The organism is Streptomyces sp. NBC_01294, from assembly GCF_035917235.1.
Classification (GTDB): Bacteria; Actinomycetota; Actinomycetes; order Streptomycetales; family Streptomycetaceae; genus Streptomyces; species Streptomyces caledonius.
Genome location: NZ_CP108423.1, coordinates 6,538,378 through 6,565,158, shown reverse-complemented (window position 1 = coordinate 6,565,158; position 26,781 = coordinate 6,538,378). Strand labels below are relative to the sequence as shown.

Sequence of the window (26,781 nt, the reverse complement as noted above, 5' to 3'; positions counted from 1 at the left end):
CTCCCCGCTCAGCTCTCCTTCTGCGCCAGGCGCAGGAGGTGGTCGGCGAGGGCCTGGCCGCCCGCCGGGTCGCGGCTGATCAGCATCAGGGTGTCGTCGCCGGCGATCGTGCCGAGGATCTCGCGGAGCTCGGCCTGGTCGATCGCCGAGGCGAGGAACTGCGCCGCACCCGGCGGGGTGCGCAGGACCACGAGGTTCGCCGAGGCCTCCGCGGAGATCAGCAGCTCCCCGGAGAGGCGCCGCATGCGCTCCTCCTTCGCGGACTCGCCGAGCGGCGCCTGCGGGGTGCGGAAGCCGCCCTCGCTGGGTACCGCGTAGATCAGCTCTCCGCCGGTGTTGCGGATCTTCACCGCGCCCAGCTCGTCGAGGTCGCGGGAGAGCGTCGCCTGGGTGACGCTCAGCCCGTCGTCGGCGAGCAGCTTGGCGAGCTGGCTCTGGGAGCGGACCGGCTGCCGGTTGAGGATGTCCACGATCCGGCGGTGACGCGCGGTGCGGGTCTGCGGGACGGCCTGTCCGCCGTGCTCGTTGTCCTGCGACTGGCTCATCGTCGTCTCATTCTCCGGATCCGTCCCCGTTGGCTGCGTCGAGGATGCCGGGCAGTACCCGGAGGAACGCGTCCACCTCGGCCTCGGTGAGTACGTACGGGGGCATCAGCCGGACGACGTCGGGGGCGGGCGCGTTGACCAGGAAGCCGGCGTCCTGAGCCGCCTGCTGCACCTGCGCGGCGAGCGGCTCGGTCAGCACGATACCCAGCAGTAGTCCGGCGCCCCGGACGTGGGAGACCAGGGCATGGCCCGTGGACTCGATCCCGGAGCGCAGCCGCTCGCCCAGCGCCTTGACCTGGTCGAGCAGGCCGTCGGTGGCGATGGTGTCGATGACGGCGAGGCCGGCGGCGCAGGCGACCGGGTTCCCGCCGAAGGTGGTGCCGTGCTGGCCGGGCTGGAGCAGGTCGGCCGCGGCGCCGAAGACGGCCACCGCGCCGATCGGCAGTCCGCCGCCCAGCCCCTTGGCGAGGGTGACGAGGTCGGGGTCGACCCCCTCGTGGGCCTGGTGCTCGAACCACTGGCCGCACCGGCCGATGCCGGTCTGGACCTCGTCGAGGACGAGCAGGGTGCCGGTGGCCCGGGTGATCTCGCGGGCGGCCGTCAGGTATCCGGCGGGGGGCACGACGACGCCGTTCTCGCCCTGGATCGGTTCGATGACGACGAGCGCGGTCTCCTCGGTGACGGCGGCCCGCAGGGCATCGGCGTCACCGAACGGGACGTGCGTGACCTCGCCCGGCAGAGGCAGGAAGGGGGCCTGCTTCTTCGGCTGGCCGGTGAGCGCGAGGGCGCCCATGGTCCGGCCGTGGAAGCCGCCGTCGGTGGCGACCATGTGGGTCCGCCCCGTCAGCCGGCCGATCTTGAAGGCGGCCTCGATGGCCTCGGCGCCGGAGTTGCAGAAGAAGACCTTGCCGGGGCGGCCATCGAGCTGGAGCAGCCGCTCGCCGAGCGCGACGACCGGCTCGGAGATGAAGAGGTTGGAGACGTGGCCGAGCGTGGTGATCTGGCCGGTCACCGCCTCGACGATCGCCGGGTGCGCGTGGCCGAGCGCGTTGACCGCGATGCCGCCGACGAAGTCGGTGTACTGCGTGCCGTCGGCGTCCCACACCTGGGCGCCCTCACCGCGGACGAGGGCGATGGCGGGGGTGCCGTAGTTGTTGGTCAGCGCACCCTGCCAGCGCGCGCCGTATTCCTGGTTGCCGGTGCCCTTCGTCATGCTGTTCCCCCTGGCTGGTGGTCGGGCACGACCATCGTGCCGATTCCGGAGTCGGTGAAGATCTCCAGCAGGATCGAGTGCTGGACCCGCCCGTCGAGCACGCGGGCGGTGCCGACGCCGCCCCGCACGGCGTGCAGGCAGCCCTCCATCTTGGGCACCATGCCGCTGGACAGCTCGGGCAGCAGCTTTTCGAGCTCGCCGACGGTGAGCCGGCTGATGACCTCGTCGCTGTGGGGCCAGTCGGCGTAGAGGCCCTCGACGTCGGTGAGGATGATCAGCGTCTCGGCGCCGAGTGCGGCGGCGAGCGCGGCGGCCGCGGTGTCGGCGTTGACGTTGTAGACGTGGTGGTCGTCGGCGCTGCCCGCGATGGAGGAGATCACCGGGATCCGGCCGTCCGCCAGCAGCGCCTCGATCGCGCCGGTGTCGATGGCGGTGATCTCGCCGACCCGGCCGATGTCGATGATCTCGCCGTCGATCTCCGGGCTGTGCTTGGTCGCGGTGATGGTGCGCGCGTCCTCGCCGGTCATGCCGACGGCGAGCGGGCCGTGCTGGTTGAGCAGCCCCACCAGCTCGCGCTGGACCTGGCCCGCGAGGACCATCCGTACGACGTCCATGGCCTCGGGGGTCGTGACACGCAGGCCCGCCTTGAACTCGCTGACCAGGCCCTGCTTGTCGAGCTGGGCGTTGATCTGCGGGCCGCCGCCGTGCACGACGACCGGTTTGAGGCCGGCCTGGCGCAGGAAGACGACGTCCTGGGCGAAGGCCGCCTTGAGGTCCTCGTCGATCATGGCGTTGCCGCCGAACTTGATGACGACGATCTTGCCGTTGTGGCGGGTGAGCCAGGGCAGGGCCTCGATGAGGATCTCTGCCTTGGGCAGGGCGGTGTGCTTGCGGGCGGTACCGGAGGTGCCGGGCTGGCCGGCCTTCTCGTCGCTCATGACGAGTACGCGCTGTTCTCGTGGACGTATTCGGCGGTCAGGTCGTTGGCCCAGATGACGGCCGATTCGCTGCCGTTGGCGAGGTCGGCGGTGATGCGTACCTCGCGGTCCTTCATCGAGACCAGGCCGCGGTCCTCGCCGACCGATCCGTTCCTGCAGACCCAGACGCCGTTGATGGCGACGTTCAGCCGGTCCGGGTCGAAGCCGGCCTTGGTGGTGCCGATGGCGGAGAGCACCCGGCCCCAGTTGGGGTCCTCGCCGTGGATGGCGCACTTGAGCAGGTTGTTGCGGGCGATGGAGCGGCCGACCTCGACCGCGTCGTCCTCGCTGACCGCGCCGATGACCTCGATGCGGATGTCCTTGCTGGCGCCCTCGGCGTCGCCGATCAGCTGGCGGGCCAGGTCGTCGCAGACCTTGTGCACGGCCTCGGCGAACTCCTCGTACGCCGGCACCTGGCCGGAGGCACCGGAGGCGAGCAGCAGCACCGTGTCGTTGGTGGACATGCAGCCGTCGGAGTCGACCCGGTCGAAGGTGGTGCGGGTGGCGGCGCGCAGCGCCTTGTCGAGGGTGGCGCTGTCCAGGTCGGCGTCGGTGGTGATGACGACGAGCATGGTGGCCAGGCCCGGGGCGAGCATGCCTGCGCCCTTGGCCATGCCGCCGACGGTCCAGCCGCCCTGGGAGACGGTGGCCGTCTTGTGCACGGTGTCGGTGGTCTTGATCGCGATGGCGGCGTCCTCGCCGCCGTCCTCGGACAGGGCCGCGACCGCGGTCTCGATGCCGGGGAGCAGCTTGTCCATGGGGAGCAGGACGCCGATCAGGCCGGTGGACGCGACCGCGATCTCCCCGGCGTTGAACTCCCCGCCCGGGCCCTGCCGGTTCAGGGCGTCGGCCACCTTCTCGGCGGTGGTGTGCGTGTCCTGGAAGCCCTTGGGGCCGGTGCAGGCGTTGGCGCCGCCCGAGTTCAGGACGACGGCGCTGACGGCGGCGCCCCGCAGGACCTGCTCGGACCAGTGCACCGGGGCGGCCTTGACGCGGTTGGAGGTGAAGACGCCTGCGGCGGCCAGACGCGGCCCGTGGTTGACCACGAGGGCCAGGTCCGGGTTGCCGTTGGCCTTGATCCCGGCAGCGATGCCGGCTGCCGTGAATCCCTGTGCTGCCGTGACGCTCACGGTGCGACTCCGATCGTCGAAAGACCCAGGCTCTCGGGGAGCCCCAGGGCGATGTTCATGCTCTGCACCGCGCCACCGGCGGTGCCCTTGGTCAGGTTGTCGATGGCGCTGACGGCGATGATCCGCTGGGCGGACTCGTCGTGGGCGACCTGGACGTGGACGGCGTTGGAACCGTGGACGGACTTGGTGGAGGGCCACTGGCCCTCGGGCAGCAGGTGGACGAAGGGCTCGTCGGCGTACGCCTTCTCGTAGGCGGCGCGGAGCGATTCGGCGGTGGTGCCGGGGAGCGCCTTGGCCGAGCACGTGGCGAGGATGCCGCGCGCCATCGGTACGAGGGTGGGCGTGAACGAGACCGAGACGCGCCGGCCCGCGAGCGGGCTCAGGTTCTGCACCATCTCGGGGGTGTGCCGGTGGCCGCCGCCGACGCCGTACGGGGTCACCGAGCCCATCACCTCGGCGCCGAGCAGGTGCGTCTTGAGGGCCTTGCCCGCGCCGGAGGTTCCGGTGGCGGCGACGATCACGGCCTCCGCCTCGGCGAGCTGCGCCTGGTAGGCGGGGAAGAGCGCGAGGGAGACGGCGGTGGGGAAGCAGCCGGGGACCGCGATGCGCTTGGTCCCCTCCAGTGCGGCGCGGCCGCCGGGCAGCTCGGGGAGTCCGTAGGGCCAGGTCCCGGCGTGCGGGGCGCCGTAGAACCTGTCCCAGTCGGCGGAGTCCTTGAGCCGGTGGTCGGCGCCCATGTCGACGACGAGGACGTCGTCGCCGAGCTGGGCGGCGACGGCGGCGGACTGGCCGTGCGGGAGAGCGAGGAAGACGACGTCGTGGCCGGCGAGGACCTCCGGGGTGGTCGCCTCCAGGGTCCGCCCGGCGAGCGGCACGAGGTGCGGCTGCAGGGAGCCGAAAAGCTGGCCGGCGTTGGAATTGCCGGTCAGCGCGCCGATCTCCACCTCGGGGTGCGAGAGCAGCAGGCGCAGGACTTCCCCGCCCGCGTACCCGCTCGCTCCGGCCACCGCTACACGTACCACCATCGGACCCTCCTCATCGATGGCATGACTATACGTACTTCCGCACGTTTATGCAACGATCTGGATCTCTGCGGGCCGGCTTCATGTGACTGTGCAGCCGATCTGGCGGCTGAGCATCTGACCTGGCGGGTCTGATCAGCTCAGATGACGGGCAGGGTAGCGGCCCCATCTCTCTACTGTGCGGTCTTCACGTGAACCCACGCCAGAGAGGGACGGTCTGCACTGTGCTGGAGCCATGAAGCCTTCGGCCCGTACGCCGGAAAACGAATCCCGCCCGGTGTGGTCGCATAGCTGTTCCCTGCGCGATCTTGTTGCGCCGTACACCATCGATCCAGCAGCCGTGGAGAGCTTGGATACGGGGCCGGCATGGCCGCGGCGGTGGACGGCGCGGTGGAAGACGGAGAAGGCGGACGTGATCAGCCCAATCCAGGAGCTGGCCAGCGTGCCAGCGGTCGCATCGGTGCCGGTGCGCGGATTTACCTGGCGGGCGGGGCAGCGGCATCGCCCCGGACTGCAGTACCTGCTGGCCACAGGACGGATGCATGGCTTCGAGAGTCTGGCCGAGCGCAATCTGCTGCTCGCCTTGGATTTCGTCAGCGGGTGGACCGAAGTGCTGTCACAGCCTTTCAGGCTGAAGTTCACGACCAAAGACGGCCGCAGTCAGGACCACACCCCCGACTTCCTGGTGCTCTTACACGAAACGGCTCTGTTGATCGACGTCCGGCCCGCACACCTGATCAAGGACAAGGATCTGTTGAAGTTCGCCGCGACCGATCGGGCGGCCGTTGCAGTGGGATGGCACTACCTGGTGGCGGCCGGCTGGCGCCGCCAGGTCCTGACCGGTCTTGATGCGCTGTCCGCGCGGCGGCGCCCGATGTCCGACCGGCTCGGGCTCCAAACCGAACTCCTGGAGGCGGCCCGGGAACGCCCGCGACGGTTCGGCGAGCTGGTGGAAGAGACCTCGCTTCCGGCTGTGGCCCGTGCGCATGCCGTTCACCTGCTCTGGCACGGCCGACTGGCGATGGATCTGTCTCTGCCGCTGGATGATGCCGCGTGGATCTACCCGGTGGGGAGGCCGTGATGAACGGTGGCCGGCAGCGGTCACGTGATGAAGATCTTGCAGAGCACGATCTGGTACGGGCCCAGATCCGGATGGCGCATCTGCTGGAGGTGGAAACGGGCTATCGCAGCGGCAGCCGGGCTTGGGCCCGACCTGGCGAGCCCAAACCCGAGTACGACCCGGAGCGGACCACGCTGACCGAGCGCCGACGGGCGAAGGCGGCCGAGTTGAAGGACCTCGACCGCCAGGAGGCAAAGCAGCTGGGGTTGGAGTGGATGAGTGAGCGCACGCTCGAGCGCCTGGCCGCCCAGTACGACGAGCACGGGGTGATGGGACTTGCAGACGGACGGTGGACGCCGCCCCTGCGGGGCCGCTGGACCATCAGCGAGGAGATCGCCGAGGCAATCCGCGCTGTTCACGCCGAGTCGTTGCACCGCTCGAAGGTGAGCATGAAAACGAAGGAGCGGATGATCCACCAGTACGTGCAGGAGAAGTTCAAAGCCAAGGGGAAGGTGGTGGACGTTCCGCACTACTCGACGTTGGCGAGAGTCTGGAAGGAGTGGTTCGGCACTGAGGGAGCACGGCAGCGTTATCTCCGCTCCGCTGCGGCGGTGGAGACGGGGAAGGCGAAGGTGGTGATCCTGCGGCCGGGGCAGGTGATTGTGCTCGACACCACGCCACTGCCCGTGAAGGTACTCGACGATGTCTTCGGCGAGCCGATCTCCGTCCACCTCACGCTTGCTCTGGACGCCTATTCCCATTCACTGGTCGCCTTCCGCCTCACCCCGGTGTCCGACTCGTCGGTGGAGGTGGCGATGCTGCTGCGGGATGTGCTGCTGCCGCTGCCGATGCGCCCGGACTGGGGTGAGGAATTGGAGTGGCCCTACCCGGGTGTTCCGGCTGCGCTGGTGGCCGAGTGCGCTGGGTATCGGGTGGCGGGTCTGCCGTTCTTCGCGCCAGAGACGATGACCAGCGATCACGGCAGCGTCTACAAGAACCACCAAATCGTCCAGGTCGCACGTACGTTGAAGATCGAGCTGCTGCCTGCTCGCGCGATGCGACCGAGCGACAAGGCCGCCTGCGAACGAGCATTCGCCGGGGTCCAGTCGCTGCTGCTGGAGCTCCTGCTCGGCTACCGAGGCGTCGACGTGGCCGACCGTGGGGTGGACCCGGAGGGCGACGCGGTCTGGACGCTGGCAGAGATGGAACATCTGTTGGCGACCTGGATCGTTGCGGTGTGGCAGAACCGGAAACTTGACCAGTACGCGCCCGCTTGGGATCCGGGAGGCCGGCACAGCCCGAACACGCTGTTCACGGCAGCGGCTGCTCGCGACGGAATCAGCCTGGAGATCCCCGAACCAAGTCTGTATTATGAGCTCCTGCCTGCCCACTTCGTGAAGATCGACCGGCGCAGAGGGGTGAAGATCGGCGGACTTTGGTACGGCGGCACCGACCCGGCCCTGGACCCTTACCGTGGTCAGCGTTCCGGCCGCAGTGGGCGGCACGCGGGCAAGTGGGTCATCAGCCGCGACCCCCGGGACTGCCGCCAGGTCTACTTCGAAGACCCCGAGCACCACGGCCGCTGGCATGCCCTGAGCTGGAACGGCCTGCCGCCAGGAGACGACATCCCGGCCTTCTCTGACTCGCGTGTACGCGAGGTGCTGCACGACGCGGCACGGGCTGGACTCAAGCCGCGCAACGATATGGAACTCCTGCCGGTTCTCCTGAAGTTGGTGGCCGCACGCACGCCAGTGTCGGCCTGGCCGACCCAGATGACCACCAAGCAGAAATCCGAGCGGGCTCGCGAACTCGCACGGGCCCGTGCCGCCGCCTCCGACCGACCACCGGTCCCGTTGAGCGCGCTTCCCACTCCCGCACGTCCGTCCGAGCTGGCCGCCAGCGCCCGTCGCGCTGTCACCGCGGACCGGCAACGGCGCCGGGAGGCTACCGTCAAACAACCGCCGACGGCGCCACCCCTACTGGGCGAGGCGATTCGGGCCCACAGTATGTTCGTGCTGCCCGACGAGGACGCCGACGATGCCGAGCAGGCCGACGGGCCGAGTCCGGAGGCATCGTGAGCACCCGGGGAGGCAACAGCCCCGTCCCGTTCGTCCTGCCGGGTCCTCCGCCGATGCGGGACACGGCCGAAGGCTGGGACCGCTGGCGGCGCACAAGAAAAGACTTCGTGCCCGCTCCGCGCATGAGCCTGGCCGAATGGCGGCTGCTGAGCCCGCGGAAGAAGTCGCTGCACGATCTGCACCGGGCCGCCACCCACGCCAACCTGCCACTGCTTGACACCCCGATGACCAGGGCTGTCACCAAGCTCCTGCATGGACGGGTCATGGCCAATGCGCTCAAGCACAAGCCGACTACCCGGGCGGGGGTCATGCTCACGGGCGGGGGTTACCAGGGCAAGACGGAGACAGGATGCGAGATCCTGGCGACGTTCGAGGACCTGTGGCGGAAGCTGCACCACGATCTCAACCCCTATGCCGTCCCCGGGACTCGCGACCTGCACATCCCCGTCGCCTACGTGCAGACCCCCGTTACCGCCAAGCCGAAGAGTCTTTGCAAGGCCATCCTCAACTTCTACGGCGCCCAGCTGAACCCGCGCATGGACCTGCCCGACCTGCTCCGGCAGGTCGCCGCCTCCCTGCACGACCATGGAACAAAAGCGCTCCTACTAGACGATATTACGAGGCTCCGCCTCCACCGCGCCGACGATCAGGACACGCTCGATCTGATCCGGGCCTTCATGAGCATGCACATCACCCTCGTTCTGGTCGGCGTGGACATCCCGGGATCAGGCCTGCTACGGGAAGGCCGGCACGATCCTCAAACGGGTCAGGTGACCTTCCCGGCCGCCCCTCAGACCAAGGTCCACGGGCTGGAAGCGACCCAAACCGAACGGCGCTTCGACCTCGTCGAGCTCGGCCGCTTCCACTACGACACTGACCTACAGATCGCTGCGTGGGTCGAGCATCTCGCCGGAGTAGAAGATGAACTCAGGCTGATGAAGGCCCCACCCGGCATGCTCACGGCAGGTCGGATGCCCGAGTACCTATTCGACCGCACGAACGGCGTGGTTGGCCTTCTGGAGCGGCTGATCGAGGACGGCTGCCAGGAAGCCATCGACTCAAAGAAGGAATGTTTGACGGAGCCACTCCTTGAGGGCATCGCCATCAATCTTCGAGACCCCACCCGTGACCCGAGAGCCGGTGAAATCCCCGATACGCCACCGACCGAGCACGACGCCGCAACGGGCCCCCGCTCGGCTAAGCGCACACGTTCCAGGAACACAGTGCTCGACGATCACGGCCCCGCCGCGAGCACAGGCACCTGAGGAGCGGACCCGTGATGCCTCCACTGCCCCGAAGCCTGGACCCGATCTCGGGAGAGTCGCTGGTCAGCTATCTGCTGCGGCTCTCTCACCGCCTCAGCCTTCCGCCTCTTCACCTGGCCCGCATGGCCGGCTTGACCAACGGCTTTCACCGCAACCACATCTCCCGCAACCTGCTGCTGGACCTCACACCGTCGCAACGCGAGGCCTTCGGCGATCTGGCAAGGCTGTCCGCCGAAGAAGTCACTCAGTTGACGCTGTCGTCCTTGTCCGATCGCTATCCGCCGATCGCACGTTCCCTCGCGAATCAGTCCCAGCGCACATTGGCAGACCACTGGCTGTTCCTTAGCTCACCGAGGTTCTGCACCTCCTGCCTGGCCGGCGAGGCAACAGCTACCCAGCGCCTTCACGGTGGGGCTTGGCGGAAGGCGTGGCATCTGCCTGTGATCTTCGCCTGCGTCAGGCATGAGCAGTTCCTGGAGCCGTTCTGCCGACACTGTGGTTGGCCGGATACCGGAGCCGAGTTCCTAATCCCACGCGTCAACGACAACACCCTTCATCCCGCGCAGTGCCGGTGGACATCCACTGAACCTCTTGCGAAAAAGCGAAGGACCCAAGCCTGCGGCGGATGGCTGAACGGCGCCGCCTCGCATGGCGGCCAGTCGCAGCCTACGGTGGCCCTCCTCAGATTCCAGGAGGCCATCCTCACCCGTTTATCCTCATCGACTCCCGCGGCAGAGGCAGCCGAGTACTTCACCGACCTGCGAGTGGTTGCTGCCTTAGTCAGCGCTTCCTGGCCGCACGCTCGATACTTGGTGGACACCACCGCAGCGGAGAAGGTCGATGTCTACGTTCGCGGACGACACGGCTCACACGAGCGTCAGACCCACGACGCACTTCCGCGCGATCCAATTGCCTGTGCCACCGTGCTACAGGCCGCAGACCACGCCCTTGCAGCCGAGGACCTCTCCGAGGTCTTGTCTCGGTTCATCCGAGCTGCCTTCCAGACCAGCCCTAGCCACACACCGTGGTCCCGGCTCCTGACTCGACACGAGCACGAGTGTTCTGAGCGTTTACGGGAAGCCGCCCAGCCCGTCACGCGCGCCTTCCGCAAGGTTGGCGGCAGCCAGGGCACCCGAGCGCCAATTCGAGACGACTACCAGCCCGAGCACATCCCTGCGTTCCTGGAGCACGACTGGTATCAACGTCACCTCGCCCGCTTCTCCGGCCATGCTCCGAAGTTCCTTCGTCGAGTCGCTGCTGTCCAACTCGTTCAGTGGTCCATGGGCGGCTCGCAGAGCGACGCGGCATCATTCCTCGGCATTAACCCCAGCCAGGTCCAGTTCAAAGTCGCCAGCGAGCCCCGGTTTTGGGCACAAGCTGGATGCGATCCGACCCAACTCGATGCGGCACTCCGGGAACTCGCTTCGGAGCTGGGGGCGCGTCCACACCGGTTCGTCGACTATCAGCGCAGACGTAAAGCACTTCGAAACTGGGCACTCGACCGGACAACCTGGATCGCTCTGATCAACGAGATGCCACCGCTGTCCGGCTCGATACGACCCGACTTCGATGACCGTAAACGCCAGGAGGCTTCAGTCTTCGTCTGGACCCAGGTGACACAGGGGGAGCATCTCTTCGCCCCCCGGACCATCGCAGCTAGACAACCACCAGACCTGCGACGGAGGTGGGCGCAGCGTCGGAGCACAACCTGGTTCCAACTCACCCGCCCAGACCCGCTCCGGCACTACGCTGACCTGCGGAAAGTGCTTAGCAACTACGCTCGTCAGCTCACCGCAGACATCGACTCAGGTACCACTCCCGCTCGGGAAGCCGAGACAGCAGGGTGAGGCCAACCGTGACGGCATGGAGGTACCCGTTCAACCGGCGGGTGCGGAGCGCGGGTCCAGCGGACGAATGGCCGTCGGTAAGCCAGGAGCCGTCACCCAAGCTCCAGTTCGTACGGGTTGGTGACCTCGATGCCGATCTCGCCGCCGAGCGTGCCCGTGCTCACGTCGACCGGGTCTGTAAAGTTTTCGGTGTAACTGGGTTGGTTTGTAGGCTCAGATTCGGTTGTTGGTGAGGCGTCCGTCGAAGGCGATGTCGAAGGCTTGGAGGGCCCGCTTCCAGCGGGTGGTCCAGCGTTTGCGGCCGGCGCCGGTCGGGTCCAGTGACATCACCGCGAGGTAGACGCACTTCAGAGCGGCGTTCTCCGAGGGGAAGTGGCCGCGGGCACGGACGGCCCGGCGGATCCTCGCGTTGACGGACTCGATCGCGTTCGTGGTGCAGACGATCCGGCGGATCTCGGCGTCGAACTGCAGGAACGGGACGAATTCGGCCCAGGCGTTCTCCCACAACCGCACGATCGCCGGGTATTTGCCGCCCCATTCCTCGCAGAACTCGAGGAACCGGCTGGTGGCAGCGTCTTCGGTCGGAGCGGTGTAGACAGGCTTGAGGGCTTTAGCGATCTTGTCCCAGTCCTGGCGGCCGGCATAGCGGAACGACGCTCGCAGCAGGTGAACGACGCAGGTCTGGACGACGGTCTGGGGCCAGACCTCGCCGACCGCGTCGGGCAGGCCCTTCAACCCGTCGCAGACCAGCATGAGGACGTCCTCGACGCCCCGGTTCTTCAGCTCGGTCAGGACCCGGAGCCAGTGCTTGGCGCCTTCGCCTCCCTCACCGCCGGCCCACAGGCCGAGGATGTCGCGGTGGCCTTCGGCCGTGACCGCCAACGCCATATAGATGGGGCGGTTGGCGACCTGGCCGTCGCGGATCTTCACGTTGATGCAGTCGATGAACACGACCGGATAGACACGGTCGAGCGGGCGGGCCTGCCATTCGGCCATGCCCTCCATCACCGAATCGGTGATCGTGGAGATGGTCTGCTTGGAGACCTCGGCTCCGTAGACCTCGGCCAGGTGGGCGGAGATCTCGCCGTGGGTGAGGCCCTTCGCGGAGAGCGACAGGACCATCTCGTCGACGCCGGACAGCCGGCGCTGACGCTTCTTGACGATCTGCGGCTCGAACGCTCCCTCGCGGTCCCGCGGCACGTCGATCTCGACCGGCCCTACGTCCGTGACGACTGTCTTGGAGCGTTTTCCGTTCCTCGAGTTGCCGCCGTTCTTCCCGGCCGGATCGTGCCGGTCATAGCCGAGATGATCTGTCATCTCGCCCTCGAGAGCGGACTCCAGCAGCCGCTTCGTCAGCTGCTGGAGCAGCCCGCCCTCACCGGTCAGCTGCAGGCCCTCGGCCTGAGCCCGGGCCACGAGCTCGTTCAGGAACCGGTCATCCACGCCCGCCGACGCGGCCTCCGCCTCAGACGGCGTGGCTATGTTCTCGCTGGTCACAGGTGCAATCCTCCATGATCGGAGTTACACCGTTTCTTTTACAGTCCCCGTCGACCAGGTGGTAGCGGAACCGCTCCTCCTCGTCCTCGCCCTAACCGCCCACGGTGACGACGGCGGTGTCCGGGGTCAGGTAGCAGGGCTGATTCAATGTCTGGGTGATCTTGATGGGGTGCAGGTCAGGCCACGCCGAGTAGGTCCAGTGGGTGGGTGAAGGGTGCGTAGGAGACCTCGCGCAGGCCGGCGGCAATGCTGAGGTGCCCCGCCGCGCGGAGGGTGTTGATCGCTGTGTTCCGCAGGGTGGCCATGTTCTCCGGTCCGTGTCCGGTGCGGATCTTCGAGGCGTCCTCGGTGAATGCGGTGTCCCTGACGAAGTGGACCTGGTTCTCGATCACCCATTGCCACCTGGCCAAGTGCCCGATCCGCTGCGGCGATGCCTGGCGGGCCGTCAAGTCGGTGATCACGTAGACCGTCTGCCGGGTGACCTTGCCGGTCCGCAGGTCGGTGCGGTGCCGCAGGATCTTCGCGGCCTGCACTGCGTAGGGGAAGTCCAGGCCGAGGCCGGTGACGGTCAGTACCCGGGTCGAGCGGGTCTCGCGGCGGCCGTGCCCGCGCTCGCGGTCGTATCGCCGCGCGGTGACCTTGGTCCATGGCAGGGACCGCAGCGCGGCGGACAGGCCCGGCTGGTTGGCTTTGACCACGAACACGTAGTGTGCGTGCTTCTCCTCGACCAGGAAGCGGGCGTGCTCACGCTGAGTGTGCAGGGCGTCGGCGGTCACCGTCACCCCGGCCAGGTCGAACGGAGCCAGCAGGCGGGCGAAGCCGGTGATCTCGTTGGTCTTGTCCGGGACCCGCAGCTGGGTGACGGTGCGTCCGGTCCCGGTGACCGCGGACAGTAAGTGTGCGGCCGGGGTGTCCCTGGTGCGCGAACCGCGCGCGCTCTTGCCGTCCAGGGCCAGGCTCTCGACCCCGGCCGGGGCATATCCGAGCAGGTCGGCCAGACCGCCGGGGCACACGGCCAGCAACACGCGGCGGATGGTGGAGGTACTCGGAGCCGTGCGCAGGCCCAGGGCACCGGTGCGGCGGACCGCCAGGCGGGCGAGGGTGTCCTGCGGAGCGGGCCCACTGGCCGATGGCAAGGTAGGAGCGGGCGCCGGCCAGCACCGCACAGGCGGCCATCAGTAGCACCGAGGTCAAGGTGTGGCGGCGGCCACGCCGGTCACGCGGGTCGGGAAGGGTCTCCAGACGGCCCACCACCTGTGGGATCTCGCGGTGTTGACGTGAGGGCGACTTGATCAGGCAGACGGTGGCAGACTGGCGGCACATCGAAGCTCCGGTTGTTCAGGGCGACTTGCGAGGTCACCCCGTAAACCGGAGCTTCGTTGCGTACGTGACGCCCCTCCAGGACATCACCAGCCCGCCGTGACCAGCGACGCCACATGATCACCCCGACTTTGAATCAGCCCTAGAGGCTCTCGGCCAAGGAGCGTTGCAGGTATATACAGCTAAAAGCCCTAAATCTCGCCACATTGACCGGGTATCGTTTCGCCTTCGAGCGGCGCATCCGCTGGCCAGAGCGACCAGGCGACCCGTGTAGCAGCAACAGGTGTGTTGCCTTGCTCAGGCCCTCGCGAGTCTCGGCCTCCGGTGCCGTCGCGCCAAGATTGCGGATGAACCAAGGGGGAGCATGATGGAAGGAGACGGAAGGTTAGAGCGAACCGCCGGCCCCCGATAAGGCGTTTCTCTCCGAGAAGGCGTTTCTCTCTGAGGGGTGATCAACGTGGGTAAGAGCGATCCCCACGACGAGCAGATGTTGGCCGTCACCAAGGCTGTAGCCGATAAATGGACTGGGGTTGGTGAACCGGTCAAGGAAGCTGCCGCCCGGACAGAGCTCGGAAGAATTTTGTTCCAAATGGGGCAAGGTAAGGAAGCTTTAGCTGAGCTTCGCCGTGCAGCTAAACTCTTTGAGGATAACGGGGCCGGTCCCCCGGCCGCTCACGCACTCCTCGGCTGCGCGCACGCGCTCACTATTCAAGACCGCCAGGAGGAGAGCCTGGAATGGTTCGAAAGAGCCATCAAACTTTTCAAAGAGGTTGATTCCGTACCCGGCGAGCTTGAAGCTTCGGCGGCTAAGCTGGAGGCGCTTGGCGACCTTGAGCGTTGGGATGAGACTCATCTAAGCGACCGAATCATGTCGTGCACGGATGATGTGGTCGACCCGCAGCTTCGGGTACTTCGAATCGTGGCACTCAAGTATCGGTCCCAGGCGCGGTTGGCGGCTCGCGACGTAGGAGGGGCCGTGGCCCCGGCAATGGAGGCCGCGGACGTCGCCCACAATGTTGGGATCGGTAGCGAAGAGGCGGCACTTCGATTGTTCGCTGCCCATGGCTATCAGTTGTTGCATAAATCTGCGCAGGCTGTCGAGCAGTACAAGCAGGTCATTGATATCACGAGGAATCTGTCTGGTGCTGCCCATATGAAAGAACTGGCAGTCCGAGGACTGGGGGAGGCGCTCCGTGCCTAGCAGCCAGGCGGGCGCGGACCTCTTCTCGGATCTCGCGGACCAGTACGCAGCCTCTCATGAGATCTATCTGGAGGCACTGTGCCGATACCAAAGGGCCCAGTGCATGGATCCTGGAAATGCTTCCACAAGAGCAGAGATGCACGAGGTTCAGAAAAAACGAGCTGCTGAATACGAGCGCGCTGCCGAACTGTTCGACAGTGTCGGAGATATCAGGCAGGCGGGCCGGGCTTGGTATCATGCAGCATACGAATACAATTGGTTGGGCCTGATCCTTCCCGATTACCGCGAGAAGTGTTTCGCCACATGCAATACAGCAGCGGCACGCTTTGAGATCGCTGGAGACTGGTGGGGCAAAGGCTTGGCTGAGTCTCTTGCGGGTCAGACACTGCGTCAGGATGCAGTTGGGAGCCCATCAGATCCCCGCAACCTACCCAGTTTGCAGCGCGCAGTGGATTCATTCCAGCGAGCAGACCGCCCGCTGGAAGCTGCAGGGGCGTTGATGACAGTTGCGGTGGAACAGAGTAGATCTGCTAGCCCCGACGAATGGATGCCAACCGCAGTTAGCGCGTTGGACGCCTATGAGGACGCCCGGCCCGGACTGCAAATGCCGCATGACCGAGAACAATGGGACCGAACCATCATCGCCAATGGCATGCGCCCGCTTACCAGCAAGGTGTGCCGGGTTGCGGTCGAAGTCAGCGACCATCCCCTATGGGACAAGCTTGTCTGGCTGCTCATCGAGGCACCCAAGGCGCGTTCATTCCAAGACCAGCATCTCCAAGATGAGGCATGGAATAGCCTTGTAACGCTCGACACGGAACTGTCGACTGCCATAAAGACGAAGGAGCAAGCGGAACTCAACAAGGCTAGACTCGAGCGGAACATCGGCGCGCTCTTGGTCTCTGGGCTTCCAGTGGAAGATATCAATGCGACGGAGCAGGAACTGAGGGGCCACGAAGAGTCACTCAAACAGGCGCAGCGTAAGATCAAGGGGCGCATTGAGGAACTGGCGCGCGAAAATCCTGAGCGGACTGAGCTTGTCAGCACATCTCCTGTCGCCCCGTCAGTTCTGCAGGGGTTCTTGAACGCTGGGGAAGCCTATCTCACCTACCGCTGGAATGGCGGCATTCCCCTACGCACACTGCTGACACCCACGCACTATTCCTCGGAAGTCGCCAAAGGTGAATTTTCGACATTTGCCCGACAAGCTGCCACTGAAGCGCTAGAGGGGGCAGTGCTTTCAGACATCGATTCAGCGCTCACAGTTGCGCTGATAGGGCGTATCCCGGACGATATTCGTACGCTAATCATATCCCCCGACTCGCTCTTGCTCGGGATTCCATGGCATCAGTTGCCTGCACCAAGCCCAACGGATTCTAATGCTCTGCTCGGTGATCGCTATACGCTTGCAATCGTCCCAGCAGCTGGGGTCCTGCGGCACCTACGCAGGGAATTCCACGAGCATACTCCCATCCAGAGAGACGCGGCCTACATGGGGGTGTCCTGCAGGGGGGACCGTCAGAAGCCCTTGCGTTTCGCCGACCTGGAAGTTACAAATATTAAAGAAGATTACTTCGCAAGCGATTCCGGATCGATCAGTTTGACGACCGAAGAGTGCCACAGATTTCTCAATAGCGGCTGCAACGTTGGCTTGCTTCACCTTGCTTGTCACGCGGAGCGCCATGGCATTCTACTCTCTCAGGATGGCACCTGGACGACGCCTGTCGATCTCCTCAAGCGCCCGGGCCGCAGTTTCGGAGCAGACATTCTCCTGCTCACTGGGTGCTTCGCCGGCGACTTCTCCAAGGAAGAAAGCAACGAGTTCCTCGGCATTATCCGCCAGCTGATGGTGGTGACCGGCGCGCGTGCTGCGGTAACCAGCGTCGCTCCCGCCGTGGACGCAGCAGGACCACTCTTCGCCGATATACTCCTTTCCGCCCTCACAGGCACCCGGCCGCACCGCCCTTGGCCTGCACCAGACGGGCCGATGACGGTTGGTGGTGCAGTCGCTTGGGCTAAACAGACAATGCAGAAGATTTACCCTGTCCCAGAAAGTGTGAAGGATCTCATTGAGGGCTTTCCCGCACTGCCGTGGCATCCAGCGTGGTGGTCCCCCTGGCTAGTCGTCGGGGACCCAAGCGTCCGCCTTTATGGCGATGAGTTCTCCAAGCTGAAATGAGGAGAAATGGACGTCGAACTGAAACTGATAACACGCGACCCTGACGCGCTGTGCTTTGAGATTTTCGGCACGGCCAACCCTCACCCCGAAGAAAAGATCAATATTTCAGAAGAAGTGAGGAGCGTTCAATTTCAGGAGAAGCGGGCATTCGAAGCCTGGCCGACTGTTGTAGGACTCATCGCTAGCATCCCGGCCGGCGTCCTAACGAACCTAGCCACCGATGCAATCAAGGATGCCTTCGGACGCAAGGACCCGCAAGGACGAATCAAGAGAATTGAGATCACCTATATGGAAGACGGCCGAGTCAGAGAAAAGATCTTGGAATTCGAAAATTCCTGATGGTTACTCACAGGAGGAGTTCTTCCAGGTGACCATCTTGCAGCCTCTGTAAACCCTCTAGTGAGGCGCCGGTCAAAAGCTCTTGCCGTAGAGGGGCGGTTCCGTGGAAGTAGTGGCGTGTCGTGTCGTTGCCCTTCGGAGGTTGCGGATCACAAGCAGTCCAACCCATAACAACAACAGTGAGCTTCTTCGAGCTGGCCACCGATAAGGCAGAGGCGTTTCAAAGTCGCGGTGCTCACGTAGACCGGCTGGTCAGGGGATGTTCAGCAGGTCCAGTGGTCGGTGGAAGGGGTCGTAGGAGACGTGGCGGAGGCCGGCGGCGATGTTGCGGTGTCCGTGTTGCCGGAGCGTGTTGATCGCCAGGTTGCGCAGGGTTGCCATGTTCTCGGGACCGCGGCCGGTGCGGATCTTCGAGGCGCCCTCGCCGAAGGCGGTGTCGCGGACGAGGTGGAGCCGTTTCTCGATGGTCCACTGTGACCTGGCGAGGTGGCCGAGCCGCTGGGGCGAGGCTTGCTGTGAGGTCAGGTCCGTGATCGCGTAGACGGTCTGGCGGCTGCACTTTCCGCTCTTGAGGTCGGTGCGGTGACGCAGGACCCGCACGGCCTGGACGGCATGGGGGAAGTCCAGGCCGATGACGGTGAGGGCCCTGGTCACACGGGTCTCCTTGCGGCCATGGCTCACCTCGCGGTCGTAGCGGCGTGCGGTGACGTCCTTCCACGGCAGCGAGCGGAGCCTGCGGTGCAGTCCGGGCTGGTTGGCCTTGACCACCAACAGGTAGTGCGCGTTCTTCTCTTCCACCAGGAAGCGCGCCTGGTCGCGCTGGGTGTGCAGGGCATCGGCCGTGACGGTGACGCCGCTCAGGTCGTAGGGCTTGAGCAGGGCGGCGAAGCAGGTGATTTCGTTGGTCTTGTCCGGAACCCGCAGCTGGGTGATGGTCTGGCCGTCGCCGGTCATCGCGGCCAGGAGGTGGGCGGCGGGAGTCTGGCCGTGCCGGGAGCCGCGGGCGGCCTTGCCGTCCACGGCGACCGAGTCCGCGCCACCGGGACTGGCACCGGTCAGGTCGGCCAGGCCGCCGGGGCAGACCAGGGCGATGACCCGTCGGATCGTGGCGGGGCTCGGGGCGACGCGCACCCCGAGCGTGCCCGTCACGCGGGCGCCGAGCCGGGCCAGGGCGTGCTGCGGAGCATTCGCGGACCACTGGCCGATCGCCGCATACGAGCGAGCGCCGGCGATCACCGCCGAGGCGGCAACCAGCAGCACCGCCACGAACGGGTGACGCACCCCGCGCCGGCGGCGCGGATCGGGCAGCATCCGCAACCGCTCCACCAGCGAGAGCCCCGCAACACCCTCCAGAGCAGGCGACTTGACGAGACAGACGGTGGCAGACTGACGACACATCGAAGCTCCGGCGGTTCAGGGCGACTTGGGAAGGTCACCCCGCTCAACCGGAGCTTCGCTGCGCACGTGACGGGCGGACCGACCGCCTGGCCTGCGGACTCACATGATCATCAGGACTTTGAAACGCCCCTGGGTCAGGTAGCCGCCGCACCATTCCACGAACGTTCCGCCGGGTCATACCCGAAGGCTCAGACGATCTGGTCCGCAAGATCGTCTGAGACGAACTGTCATGAGAGACCGGCAGAAGTCACCGAAGATCGTTTCCTGCGAGGAACTGACGGGCTGCCCGCAGACCTACCTCGCTGCCAGCGTGAGACTCTCCAGTTCTGACGTTCTGCTGATTCCGCTTCCTCAGTGGGACGCGGCGTGGTTGGACGGCGTATGCTCGGTCTGATTCATGAAATCTTGTTGGAAACTCGCTGGCCAGTCAGCGTTCATATCGGGTCCAGATGGGTGCTACCACATTTGCAACTATAGGAATATGCGGCAAGTTTGGTCACCCACTGTTCACACCTGATGCAGCGGAGCTTGGAATAGAGTTCCAGCACCGCGTACCCGAATGCCTCGGCTTCAGTCCAGCTGACCCCCTCGGCCCATTCATTGTAGTGCGCGCCTGCCGTGTTGCGGAGGTGAATCCATCGATCAATCGAGGTTACTTGGCTGACGCATGAGGTCCGCTTCAGTTCCTTCATCGTGCCAGGCCATGTGTCAGCGAGCGTGTAGGCATCTCCACGCTTTCTTTTTACGCTGATAGGAATGGCCCAGCTCATTCGATCGCACATCTGCTCTAGGAGTCGGCCAGCCAATCCACAGACGGCAAACGGATCGCTTCCGTCAAGAGCTACCCAAAGTGCGGACTCAGCTTCCCGGCCGACCGTAATCACATTTGGCCCGTCACCGAAGCTCCAGCGCTTAATCTCTACTTCCGTGATCGGATTGCCTGTTCGCTGAAATATGTCTCTCACTTGGGTTCGCCAGAGTCGGTCATGGACCGTTATTATGAGCTGCCATTCTTTAAACTCCCTGGCGATTACTTCCATCACGGCGACACGGATGCTGGAATCTACACTCTGTAGCACATCATCAAGAATCAAAACCTTCGCCTGGCCCTGTTCTCCGGCGGCGCGAGAAACTGCCAAGAAATAGAGAAGAGCGATGAGGTCCTGGTATCCCTCACTGAAGATTTGCTGAGGCGCCACCGTCTGCCCGGCGGAAAGCTCCACCTCGATTTCAAGCGAGACAGCGCTTATGCGTCCGAACACTGGCTGAACTCTGCTCACGTAAGTCGCTTGAGTGACGGAAAGGAAGGATTTTGTGAGCCAACCACCTACCTCTCCCAGGAGGTTATACATGGCGCGAATGCGCTCAACTCCCGGGCCATCTTCTGGAGTTTGGATTCGGCGCGCTTCCTTGTTGAGCCTCTTGATTTCCGTCCGGCATGCTGCAATATCGTCGATAGATTCTTGAATTGGGCGAGGTAGTGAGATGTGGAATCGGTTGCTTGGTTTAACGCCCTTGTAGACGTCAACGGCAATCATGCGCTCAATCTCGTTCGCATCGTGTGGGGCCGGAGATATAGAGAGTGCGGATGCGATCCTTGCTGCCGACTCTCGCATTCGACGCTTCACTTCATTGCGTTCTTCCATGACTGCGAATTGGTCTGGGGTGAACTCCATCTGTTTCGATGCGGCCTCGCCGTCGAATCGGTGATCAATGAATATTGACCCACGTTTCGCAGGAGGCGTGTCTAGGAATCGCAGAATGTCGGCCCGCTTGAGCGTCATTGGAACGCGCCCGAATTCCTCAGGCGTTGGATCCCCACCGACCTGCAGCGCTTCCTCTGGGTCGAGGGATGCCGTCCTCCGCACAATCGACCCATTTGACAGCCTGACCTGTACAGAGCAATCGCGCGCAGCGTAAGCCAGATTGATTAGGGCGGGTCGGGCACTGCCGCGGAAGCTTGAACTGCGGGCGATTCGGCCTTGGCAGGCCCATTCTATGGCGTCGACGATTGACGACTTTCCTGAACCATTCTCTCCAAAAATCAAGACGGATGATGGAAGCCCAGAAGCCCCTTCAAATGAGACGCTTAGCGATGTGGGAACCCCCCGAAAGCCGAAAAGTTCCACTGCGTTGACGCGGGTGTTTCGGCTTCCCTGGCGCACTTCATTCAACAGTCTCGCCCTTCTTGGCGGGGATGGCATTAATCCAGGTATGGCGCCCTCCCCGCTGGTATTAGTGACATCTTATGCGGCGTTGACGGGGTGCAGCCAGGTCAATCGGCTCAGTCGACCTTGTGTGCATCAATTGATCCGGCTCGCTGATTTGATCGAGAGAGCTACAGAAGCCCGCAGGTCAGTGACTTTCCGATTATCCTGCAGGGGATCCGTCGGCACTGCACAGGAATGATCAGCGGCGACGGTACCCGCCCAGGAAGTCAGGCCGCGGGTTGATCGAGATTCCCATCCTCCGGGGAGTCGCCCGGGAAAGACCACCCATCGACGAAGGTATGACCGGGAGGAAGGTCTTCCCCTGTCTCCTCCTTGTACTTCGCCTGCTTTGCCTCGCTAGCGCGCTGGCCGGCGGGGAGCTTCCGCAGGAAGTCGTCAACGGTATAGGCGCTGGGGGACCGACAAGGCTCGTCCATGGTTTCAGGGGCGGAGACTGGCTCGGAATCCTCGATGTCCTCGGTGTCCTGTCTCTCGGCGAGACTGGCGACCACGCCGACGACGGCCAGGCCCACGACGCCGACGGCGAGGATCTTCGGCTTGTGCTTCCTGTACCAGTTACTCGCGGTCTCGGCGAAGAAGGTGGGCTCGCCGTTCTCGGGGTTGGCCTGATCGTTGACGTCAGGGGTCTCGTCGGAGGCGTTCACCTGCATAGACCTACCGGACCCGACCATCAGCTGTCAGGTGATTACCCGACATCGCCCAATCAAGTAGTAGTGCACTCGGTGAGTCCTGCCGCACGCGCAAGACCTTGCTCGACGGGGGCGGGATGGGGCACGTTGGATTCGTGGCCGGCCGGGCCGTCGAAGGGTGGCTCAGGGCGCCCAGAGACGACCAACGACGGCCAGCGCCAGGCTGCTCCGACCTGGGGCGGCGGTCGTCTGCTGAGGTCGCGGGGAGGCCGCCCCAGTTCCTGGGGTACGTGTTGGACGTCCATCTTGGCCCACCTTCGTCCACCACCTCGCCCCGGAGGATGGGTCCGCCCGCTCACACAGCAATCCCACACGGCAGCGGTGACCACGCTCCCCCAACTCCTCGGCGAGTCTTTTGACGCACGAGAACAGTCTGACGGCCTCACCAGGATCTTCAGGGACTACCAGTCGTGGCTGACGACCCAGGCTTCGTTTCAGTTCGAAACAGCCGAGCCGGACCAGATCGGCTGAGACAGCATCCGGTATTCACCCACCCGGGACCACATCACCTGAGATTCCCGGCATCCGTACGTCTCAACTGAGCTGGTCGCCGCACGTCAGGAGCCAGAGTCAGGGCCAGATCATATTAGGACGGGACACCGGCAGAATCTGCCTACGCCGCTCTGCCAGGTCATGTGCTAAGTCCGCCAGATCGGCTGCTCAGTCTCACCTCCTGTGACTGAGTGCTTCAGTTGGCGAGTGAGCGGTTGAGTTGGCGGATTGAGCGCCATCCCATGGCCCTGGCAGGTCAAGACTGGCAACTCAGCGGCCCTGCGGCCGGACTCGCTCGGACTGATTTGTAGACCCTGCTGCATGTCGGGCCTGATTGACCTCAGGGAGCTGCTGTCTCCGCCCAGGGCAGCCCGCCCAGAAGCACCTCGCCGCCCGGCGCGGCGTGTTCCGGTGCCGGAATGGTTACAGAAAGTATTCATCTATCAGGAAGACGGTCGTCACGGGGGCATTGACGTGCGGTACATGCGGCTCGGTATCTGGGTGTCGGCGTTGATCGTTACCGCTGCCGTCGTCATCGTCACAGCGCTGAGCGGGAAGGGTCTCACCGAGCCCGAGATCCTGATCGCGCTGCTGGGATTCTTTGTGGCCGCCGGCGAACTGGTGCGGACCCTGCTCCATGACGTTGCCGAAGCCGAGCACCAGGCTTCATCCCCCGAGCAGCTGGACCGCCTCGCCGGGCGACTAGCCGACGCGGTCAAGGACGAATGGCAGGAGGAGTGGCGGCTACGTCGGCTACAGGACCCTGACCCGCTGCCCGTGCCCTGGGCCTTGGCGGAGCCTTGGCTGTCCGACGCGTGCGGCGACTGGGACGACATGGTTGATGCCGGCGACCGATGGGAGAACGTCGCCGAGGTCTTCAACCGGGTACCTTCCAGGCGGATGGTGGTACTTGGTGCTCCGGGAAGCGGCAAGACGGTCCTGGCAGTGCGCTTCACTCTGGACGAACTACGGCGGCGCCAACCCGGTGACCCCGTCCCGGTGATCCTCTCGCTCTCCAGCTGGCGGCCGGATCGTGAGAGCCTCCGGACCTGGGCGGCGACCTCGCTGGCTACCAAAGGGATCGCGCGAGTACAAGAGCTCTTGGCCAACGACCGGGTGCTGCTAGTACTGGACGGTCTGGACGAGATTCCCCCACCCCTGCGTATCCGTGCAGTGAGCAGGCTGAACGCTGAGCTGGACACCACGACACCCGTCCTGTTGACCTGTCGAACGCAGGACTATGCCGAGCAAGTCGAGAGTGGGGATGCCTTCACATCGGCTGCGGTGGTGGAACTGAGGCCCCCCTCCTTCGACGACGTGAGCACTTACCTCGTACGCACTGCGCGACCGGTGCGAGGGGCCTCGGGAGAACGGACCACGCGCTGGGACCCGGTCCTCGCCCACCTACGAGATGATCCAGACGCTGCCGTCTGCCACACGGTGCGCCAGGTCTTCCAGACCCCGCTCATGGTGGCGATGACGCGTGTCGTCTACAGCGATGGCAAGGCCAACCCCGCGGAGCTACTCGATCCGCGCTTCACCGACCGTGCCGACCTCGAACAGCACCTACTTGAGGGATTCGTCCCGGCGGCCTTCAGCGATTCTCCTGACGCTGGCCGGGTTGGTCGGTGGCTCGGATTCCTCGCCGCACACCTGGAACGTCGTCAAGCCCGTGATCTTGCCTGGTGGCGACTGCGACTGGCGTTGCCGTGGCCGCTGCGCCACCTCGGGCCGATCCTACTTCTGGGAACCGTCGCTATCACGATCATCCTCGTCGTCGCTCCGACGGAGGGATTGGCGGCGCCCTTGGTAGCCACTGCCTTGCTGGTCGGCGTCTGCATCGGATACGTAGTCCTGTCGCATAGTCCAGGTTTGACGCTGGTCCAACGGGGCCGCGCCCTACAAGGGTTCTTCGCGGTTGCCGGAACGGCCGCCGTCCTCGGTGTCATCGCCGGCACCAAAGGAAGCCTCATCGGCCAGGTCTACGAGGGGGGCCCCTTCTATTTCGAGCCGAAAGGGCCGCCGTATCCAGTCTTCTGGCTGGCCATGACCGGAGGCCTGGCCACCGCCGTGGTCCTGGCTGTGATCGGCATCGTCGGCGAGCCGGTACCTTCCACTGCGTCCTTCAGCGGCCGGCGCCAGTCCAGGACAGCCCTCATTCTCACCGTGGTCGCTGTACTGACCACTGTCGGCTCCTACCTGCGTTGGCACAGTTTCGAAACGCTCATGCTCGGCGTTTGCGTGTCGGTCATGACGCTGCTTTATGCACTGGCAGCTGTCCGCGGAGCGAAAGTCAATCCAGGTGTCAGGAGCACGGAGGCGGCCCGCCCTAGGCCCGTCGGGAGAACCAGAAGGTGGCAGCAGCTGGGCCAGGCGGTAGGCCGAGCTCTGGCGGCTGGGTTGATTGCCGGATTCTGTCTCGGTGCTCCTCTCGGTCTGGCGGCCGGGACCGCGCAAGCCATCCGGGCTGGTATCCACCAAGCGTTTCCCGAAGGCTCCGACATGTCTACTTTGCGTCCGGGTATCCGCTGCGCGGGCACCCCGAATGGCTGGAGCCAGTGCCGGTCACCGCGCGGCGAGCGGTTCGTGCGAGCCTCACATGACGTTGAGGTGGTCCGCCTCGACGGCGTATCCGCCTGGGCGGGTACGCCGGGGACGACGGATGCGTGCGCAAGAAGGGGGCGGTGCACCACCTTCCGGGGCCTCATCGAGCTTCACGTCGAACGAGACCGCCGCTTCGGGCACCTTTTCTTGGTGGCCGTATTTCCCGACGGCACCGACGTAACGAATCGGGGCTTCGACAGGCGACTGCCCCATCAGACAACTCAATGGCTCTATAGCCTAGGCCCGGCGGAGCTGTTCAGTAACGCCGTGACCTTCAGCCTCGCAGGCGGACTGACCATCGGTCTGATCAGCGGCATCGTTGCCGCACTGCACAGATGGCTGTTCTCACCGGTGGACGTCGTCCGCGCACTGAGCCCGCGAGCGAGTCTGCACACGGACCGAACGACAGCGATCGCCCAAGGCCTCATCGTGTTCCTATTCGGTGTCCTCGCCATCATTCTGCTATTCCTGGCTCTCCCACAACTGGCGACTGAGGCGCGTGCCAGCCTCTCGACGCTCATCTGGCCTCTGGTCGGAACCCTCGCCATCGCCCTGAGCGCCTGGGGCTGGTTCCTCACTGCGCGCCTCTGGCTGTGCGGCACCGGAAGACTGCCCTGGCGCCTGATGACCTTCCTGAACGAGGCCCATCGTCGCGGAGTTCTTCGGCAAGAAGGCGCGGTGTACCAGTTCCGGCACGCCAGGGTGCAGACACAGCTGGCGACAGCCTACGAACAGCAAGTCTCCGAAACGACCTGACGGCGACTGAGCACCTCATCTGTCGAGACTCGCCAACTGAAGCGCTCAGTCACACTTCACCGAAGGATCCAAGGCGCGTGGCGCCCCCGGGAAGATGTCTAACAGGAAAGACCCCGCCCCGGCGGTGATTCCGCCGGTCACGTCGCCCGCGGGTGCCTACGGGCGCTCCGGTCCGGTCCCGCCGGCGAGACGGTGGCGCACCCACACGTTCGGCTCCACGTAGACGGCGTACCCCTGCCCGGGTTCGCACCGGACCGGGGCCAGGGCGCCCGGCACGCGCACGGGACCGGCGGCGTCGAAGGGCAGCCCGGTCCACTCGCGCCACTGGGCGAGCGAGCCGGTGATCGTCATCGACAGGGGGCCACCGAGTCGACGGTCCCGCCCGCGCGGACGTGGACGCGCAGCCACGGGTCGTACGGGAGGCCGTCCCCGCGGGTCCGGTACGCGTACTCGTCGATCGGGGTGTCCGGCTCGGCGGACTTGGCGCTGGGCCGGACCGGGGCCACCACCTCGGCGAAGCCGCGGGCACGGGCGTTCTCCCGCATCGCGGCGAGCATCAGCCCGGACATGCCCTCGCCCTGCCGGCCGGTGGCCACGGAGATCTCGATCGCGCTCACGGTGTCGGGCCGCACCCCGCGGCGCAGGTCGGAGAAGGCCCACATGAGGATCCGGTCCCAGCCCTGCGCGGGGAGCACCCCGTCGCGGCCCGCCGCGTGCAGCGCGAAGGGCACGCTGAACCCCCGGGCGACCACCGCGTCGCCGTCGGTGGCGATCAGGACGTACTCCGGCAGCTCGGCCACCATCCGCGGATACAGCAGCCAGGCCAGCGCGTCGTGCTGGGCGAACTGCGGCCACGAGTCCTTCATGTCCCAGAGCCGGTCGGCCAGTTCGGGCCGCTCCGCGAGGGTGGTGATGTGCGTTCCGGTCATCCCCGCAGG

General features: G+C 65.3%; 18 protein-coding genes and 2 pseudogenes. 8 read left to right on the top strand and 12 right to left on the bottom strand.

Going from position 1 to position 26,781, the window contains the following annotated elements; all coding sequences use genetic code 11:
• Positions 1–8: 8 nt before the first annotated feature.
• From OG534_RS29635 to argC, 5 genes are read right to left on the bottom strand one after another with little or no spacing between them, the layout of a single operon-like run.
• A complete protein-coding gene (locus tag OG534_RS29635; protein ID WP_326592080.1) occupies positions 9–545 on the bottom strand; it encodes an arginine repressor in 537 nt (178 codons plus the stop codon).
• Positions 546–552: 7 nt separating this feature from the next.
• The gene (locus tag OG534_RS29630) at positions 553–1,758 is read right to left on the bottom strand and encodes an acetylornithine transaminase (protein WP_326592079.1); all 1,206 of its coding nucleotides are present in this window, start codon (positions 1,756–1,758) and stop codon (positions 553–555) included.
• The gene (gene argB, locus OG534_RS29625; RefSeq protein ID WP_326592078.1) at positions 1,755–2,696 is read right to left on the bottom strand and encodes an acetylglutamate kinase; all 942 of its coding nucleotides are present in this window, start codon (positions 2,694–2,696) and stop codon (positions 1,755–1,757) included. Before argB ends, OG534_RS29630 begins: the two co-directional genes overlap by 4 nt.
• The gene (gene argJ / locus OG534_RS29620; protein WP_326592077.1) at positions 2,693–3,865 is read right to left on the bottom strand and encodes a bifunctional glutamate N-acetyltransferase/amino-acid acetyltransferase ArgJ; all 1,173 of its coding nucleotides are present in this window, start codon (positions 3,863–3,865) and stop codon (positions 2,693–2,695) included. Before argJ ends, argB begins: the two co-directional genes overlap by 4 nt.
• Positions 3,862–4,890 (bottom strand): N-acetyl-gamma-glutamyl-phosphate reductase, encoded by a 1,029-nt coding sequence (gene argC, locus OG534_RS29615; RefSeq protein WP_326592075.1) that lies wholly within the window; start codon positions 4,888–4,890, stop codon positions 3,862–3,864. Before argC ends, argJ begins: the two co-directional genes overlap by 4 nt.
• Before the next feature lie 232 nt (positions 4,891–5,122).
• Between argC and OG534_RS29610 the strand changes: the two genes are divergently transcribed.
• The 4 genes from OG534_RS29610 to OG534_RS29595 are packed head-to-tail and all read left to right on the top strand — an operon-like array spanning position 5,123 to position 11,137.
• Positions 5,123–5,968, top strand: a complete 846-nt coding sequence (locus OG534_RS29610) for a TnsA-like heteromeric transposase endonuclease subunit (protein WP_326592073.1) — start codon at positions 5,123–5,125, stop codon at positions 5,966–5,968.
• Positions 5,968–8,025, top strand: coding sequence for a transposase (locus OG534_RS29605; protein WP_326592072.1), 2,058 nt, complete (start codon positions 5,968–5,970; stop codon positions 8,023–8,025). The genes OG534_RS29610 and OG534_RS29605 overlap by 1 nt, the downstream gene beginning before the upstream one ends.
• The gene (locus tag OG534_RS29600; protein WP_326592070.1) at positions 8,022–9,290 is read left to right on the top strand and encodes a TniB family NTP-binding protein; all 1,269 of its coding nucleotides are present in this window, start codon (positions 8,022–8,024) and stop codon (positions 9,288–9,290) included. Before OG534_RS29605 ends, OG534_RS29600 begins: the two co-directional genes overlap by 4 nt.
• Positions 9,291–9,304: 14 nt before the next feature.
• Positions 9,305–11,137, top strand: a complete 1,833-nt coding sequence (locus OG534_RS29595; protein WP_326593936.1) for a TniQ family protein — start codon at positions 9,305–9,307, stop codon at positions 11,135–11,137.
• Positions 11,138–11,350: 213 nt separating this feature from the next.
• On the opposite strand, the gene OG534_RS29590 is transcribed toward OG534_RS29595, so the two are convergent.
• The 3 genes and pseudogenes from OG534_RS29590 to OG534_RS38740 all read right to left on the bottom strand — a co-directional run.
• A complete protein-coding gene (locus OG534_RS29590; RefSeq protein ID WP_442807253.1) occupies positions 11,351–12,619 on the bottom strand; it encodes an IS256 family transposase in 1,269 nt (422 codons plus the stop codon).
• Positions 12,620–12,810: 191 nt separating this feature from the next.
• A complete protein-coding gene (locus tag OG534_RS29585; protein WP_326592068.1) occupies positions 12,811–13,770 on the bottom strand; it encodes an ISAs1 family transposase in 960 nt (319 codons plus the stop codon).
• A gap of 31 nt (positions 13,771–13,801) precedes the next feature.
• A pseudogene (locus OG534_RS38740) lies at positions 13,802–13,957 on the bottom strand (hypothetical protein); the annotation flags it as partial.
• 454 nt (positions 13,958–14,411) lie between these two features.
• Between OG534_RS38740 and OG534_RS29580 the strand changes: the two are divergent.
• The 3 genes from OG534_RS29580 to OG534_RS29570 are packed head-to-tail and all read left to right on the top strand — an operon-like array spanning position 14,412 to position 17,673.
• On the top strand, positions 14,412–15,155 hold the full coding sequence (locus tag OG534_RS29580; protein ID WP_326592067.1) for a tetratricopeptide repeat protein: 744 nt from the start codon (positions 14,412–14,414) through the stop codon (positions 15,153–15,155).
• Positions 15,148–17,334 (top strand): CHAT domain-containing protein, encoded by a 2,187-nt coding sequence (locus OG534_RS29575; RefSeq protein ID WP_326592066.1) that lies wholly within the window; start codon positions 15,148–15,150, stop codon positions 17,332–17,334. The genes OG534_RS29580 and OG534_RS29575 overlap by 8 nt, the downstream gene beginning before the upstream one ends.
• 6 nt (positions 17,335–17,340) lie before the next feature.
• Entirely contained in the window at positions 17,341–17,673 is a 333-nt protein-coding gene (locus OG534_RS29570) for a hypothetical protein (RefSeq protein WP_326592064.1), read from the top strand.
• 252 nt (positions 17,674–17,925) lie between these two features.
• Here the strand turns inward: OG534_RS29570 and OG534_RS29565 are convergent, their stop codons facing one another.
• From OG534_RS29565 to OG534_RS29555, 3 genes are all read right to left on the bottom strand, one after another.
• Entirely contained in the window at positions 17,926–19,071 is a 1,146-nt protein-coding gene (locus tag OG534_RS29565) for an ISAs1 family transposase (protein ID WP_326592062.1), read from the bottom strand.
• Positions 19,072–19,505: 434 nt separating this feature from the next.
• Positions 19,506–21,275: an AAA family ATPase gene (locus tag OG534_RS29560; protein WP_326592060.1), complete on the bottom strand. Its 1,770-nt coding sequence runs from the start codon at positions 21,273–21,275 to the stop codon at positions 19,506–19,508.
• A 233-nt stretch (positions 21,276–21,508) separates the two neighbouring features.
• A complete protein-coding gene (locus tag OG534_RS29555) occupies positions 21,509–21,952 on the bottom strand; it encodes a hypothetical protein (RefSeq protein ID WP_326592059.1) in 444 nt (147 codons plus the stop codon).
• Positions 21,953–22,804: 852 nt separating this feature from the next.
• On the opposite strand from OG534_RS29555, the gene OG534_RS29550 reads away from it, so the two are divergent.
• Positions 22,805–25,843, top strand: a complete 3,039-nt coding sequence (locus OG534_RS29550; protein WP_326592057.1) for an NACHT domain-containing protein — start codon at positions 22,805–22,807, stop codon at positions 25,841–25,843.
• A gap of 156 nt (positions 25,844–25,999) precedes the next feature.
• On the opposite strand, the pseudogene OG534_RS29545 reads toward OG534_RS29550, so the two are convergent.
• Positions 26,000–26,772: pseudogene (locus tag OG534_RS29545) on the bottom strand (N-acetyltransferase).
• Positions 26,773–26,781 lie beyond the last annotated feature (9 nt).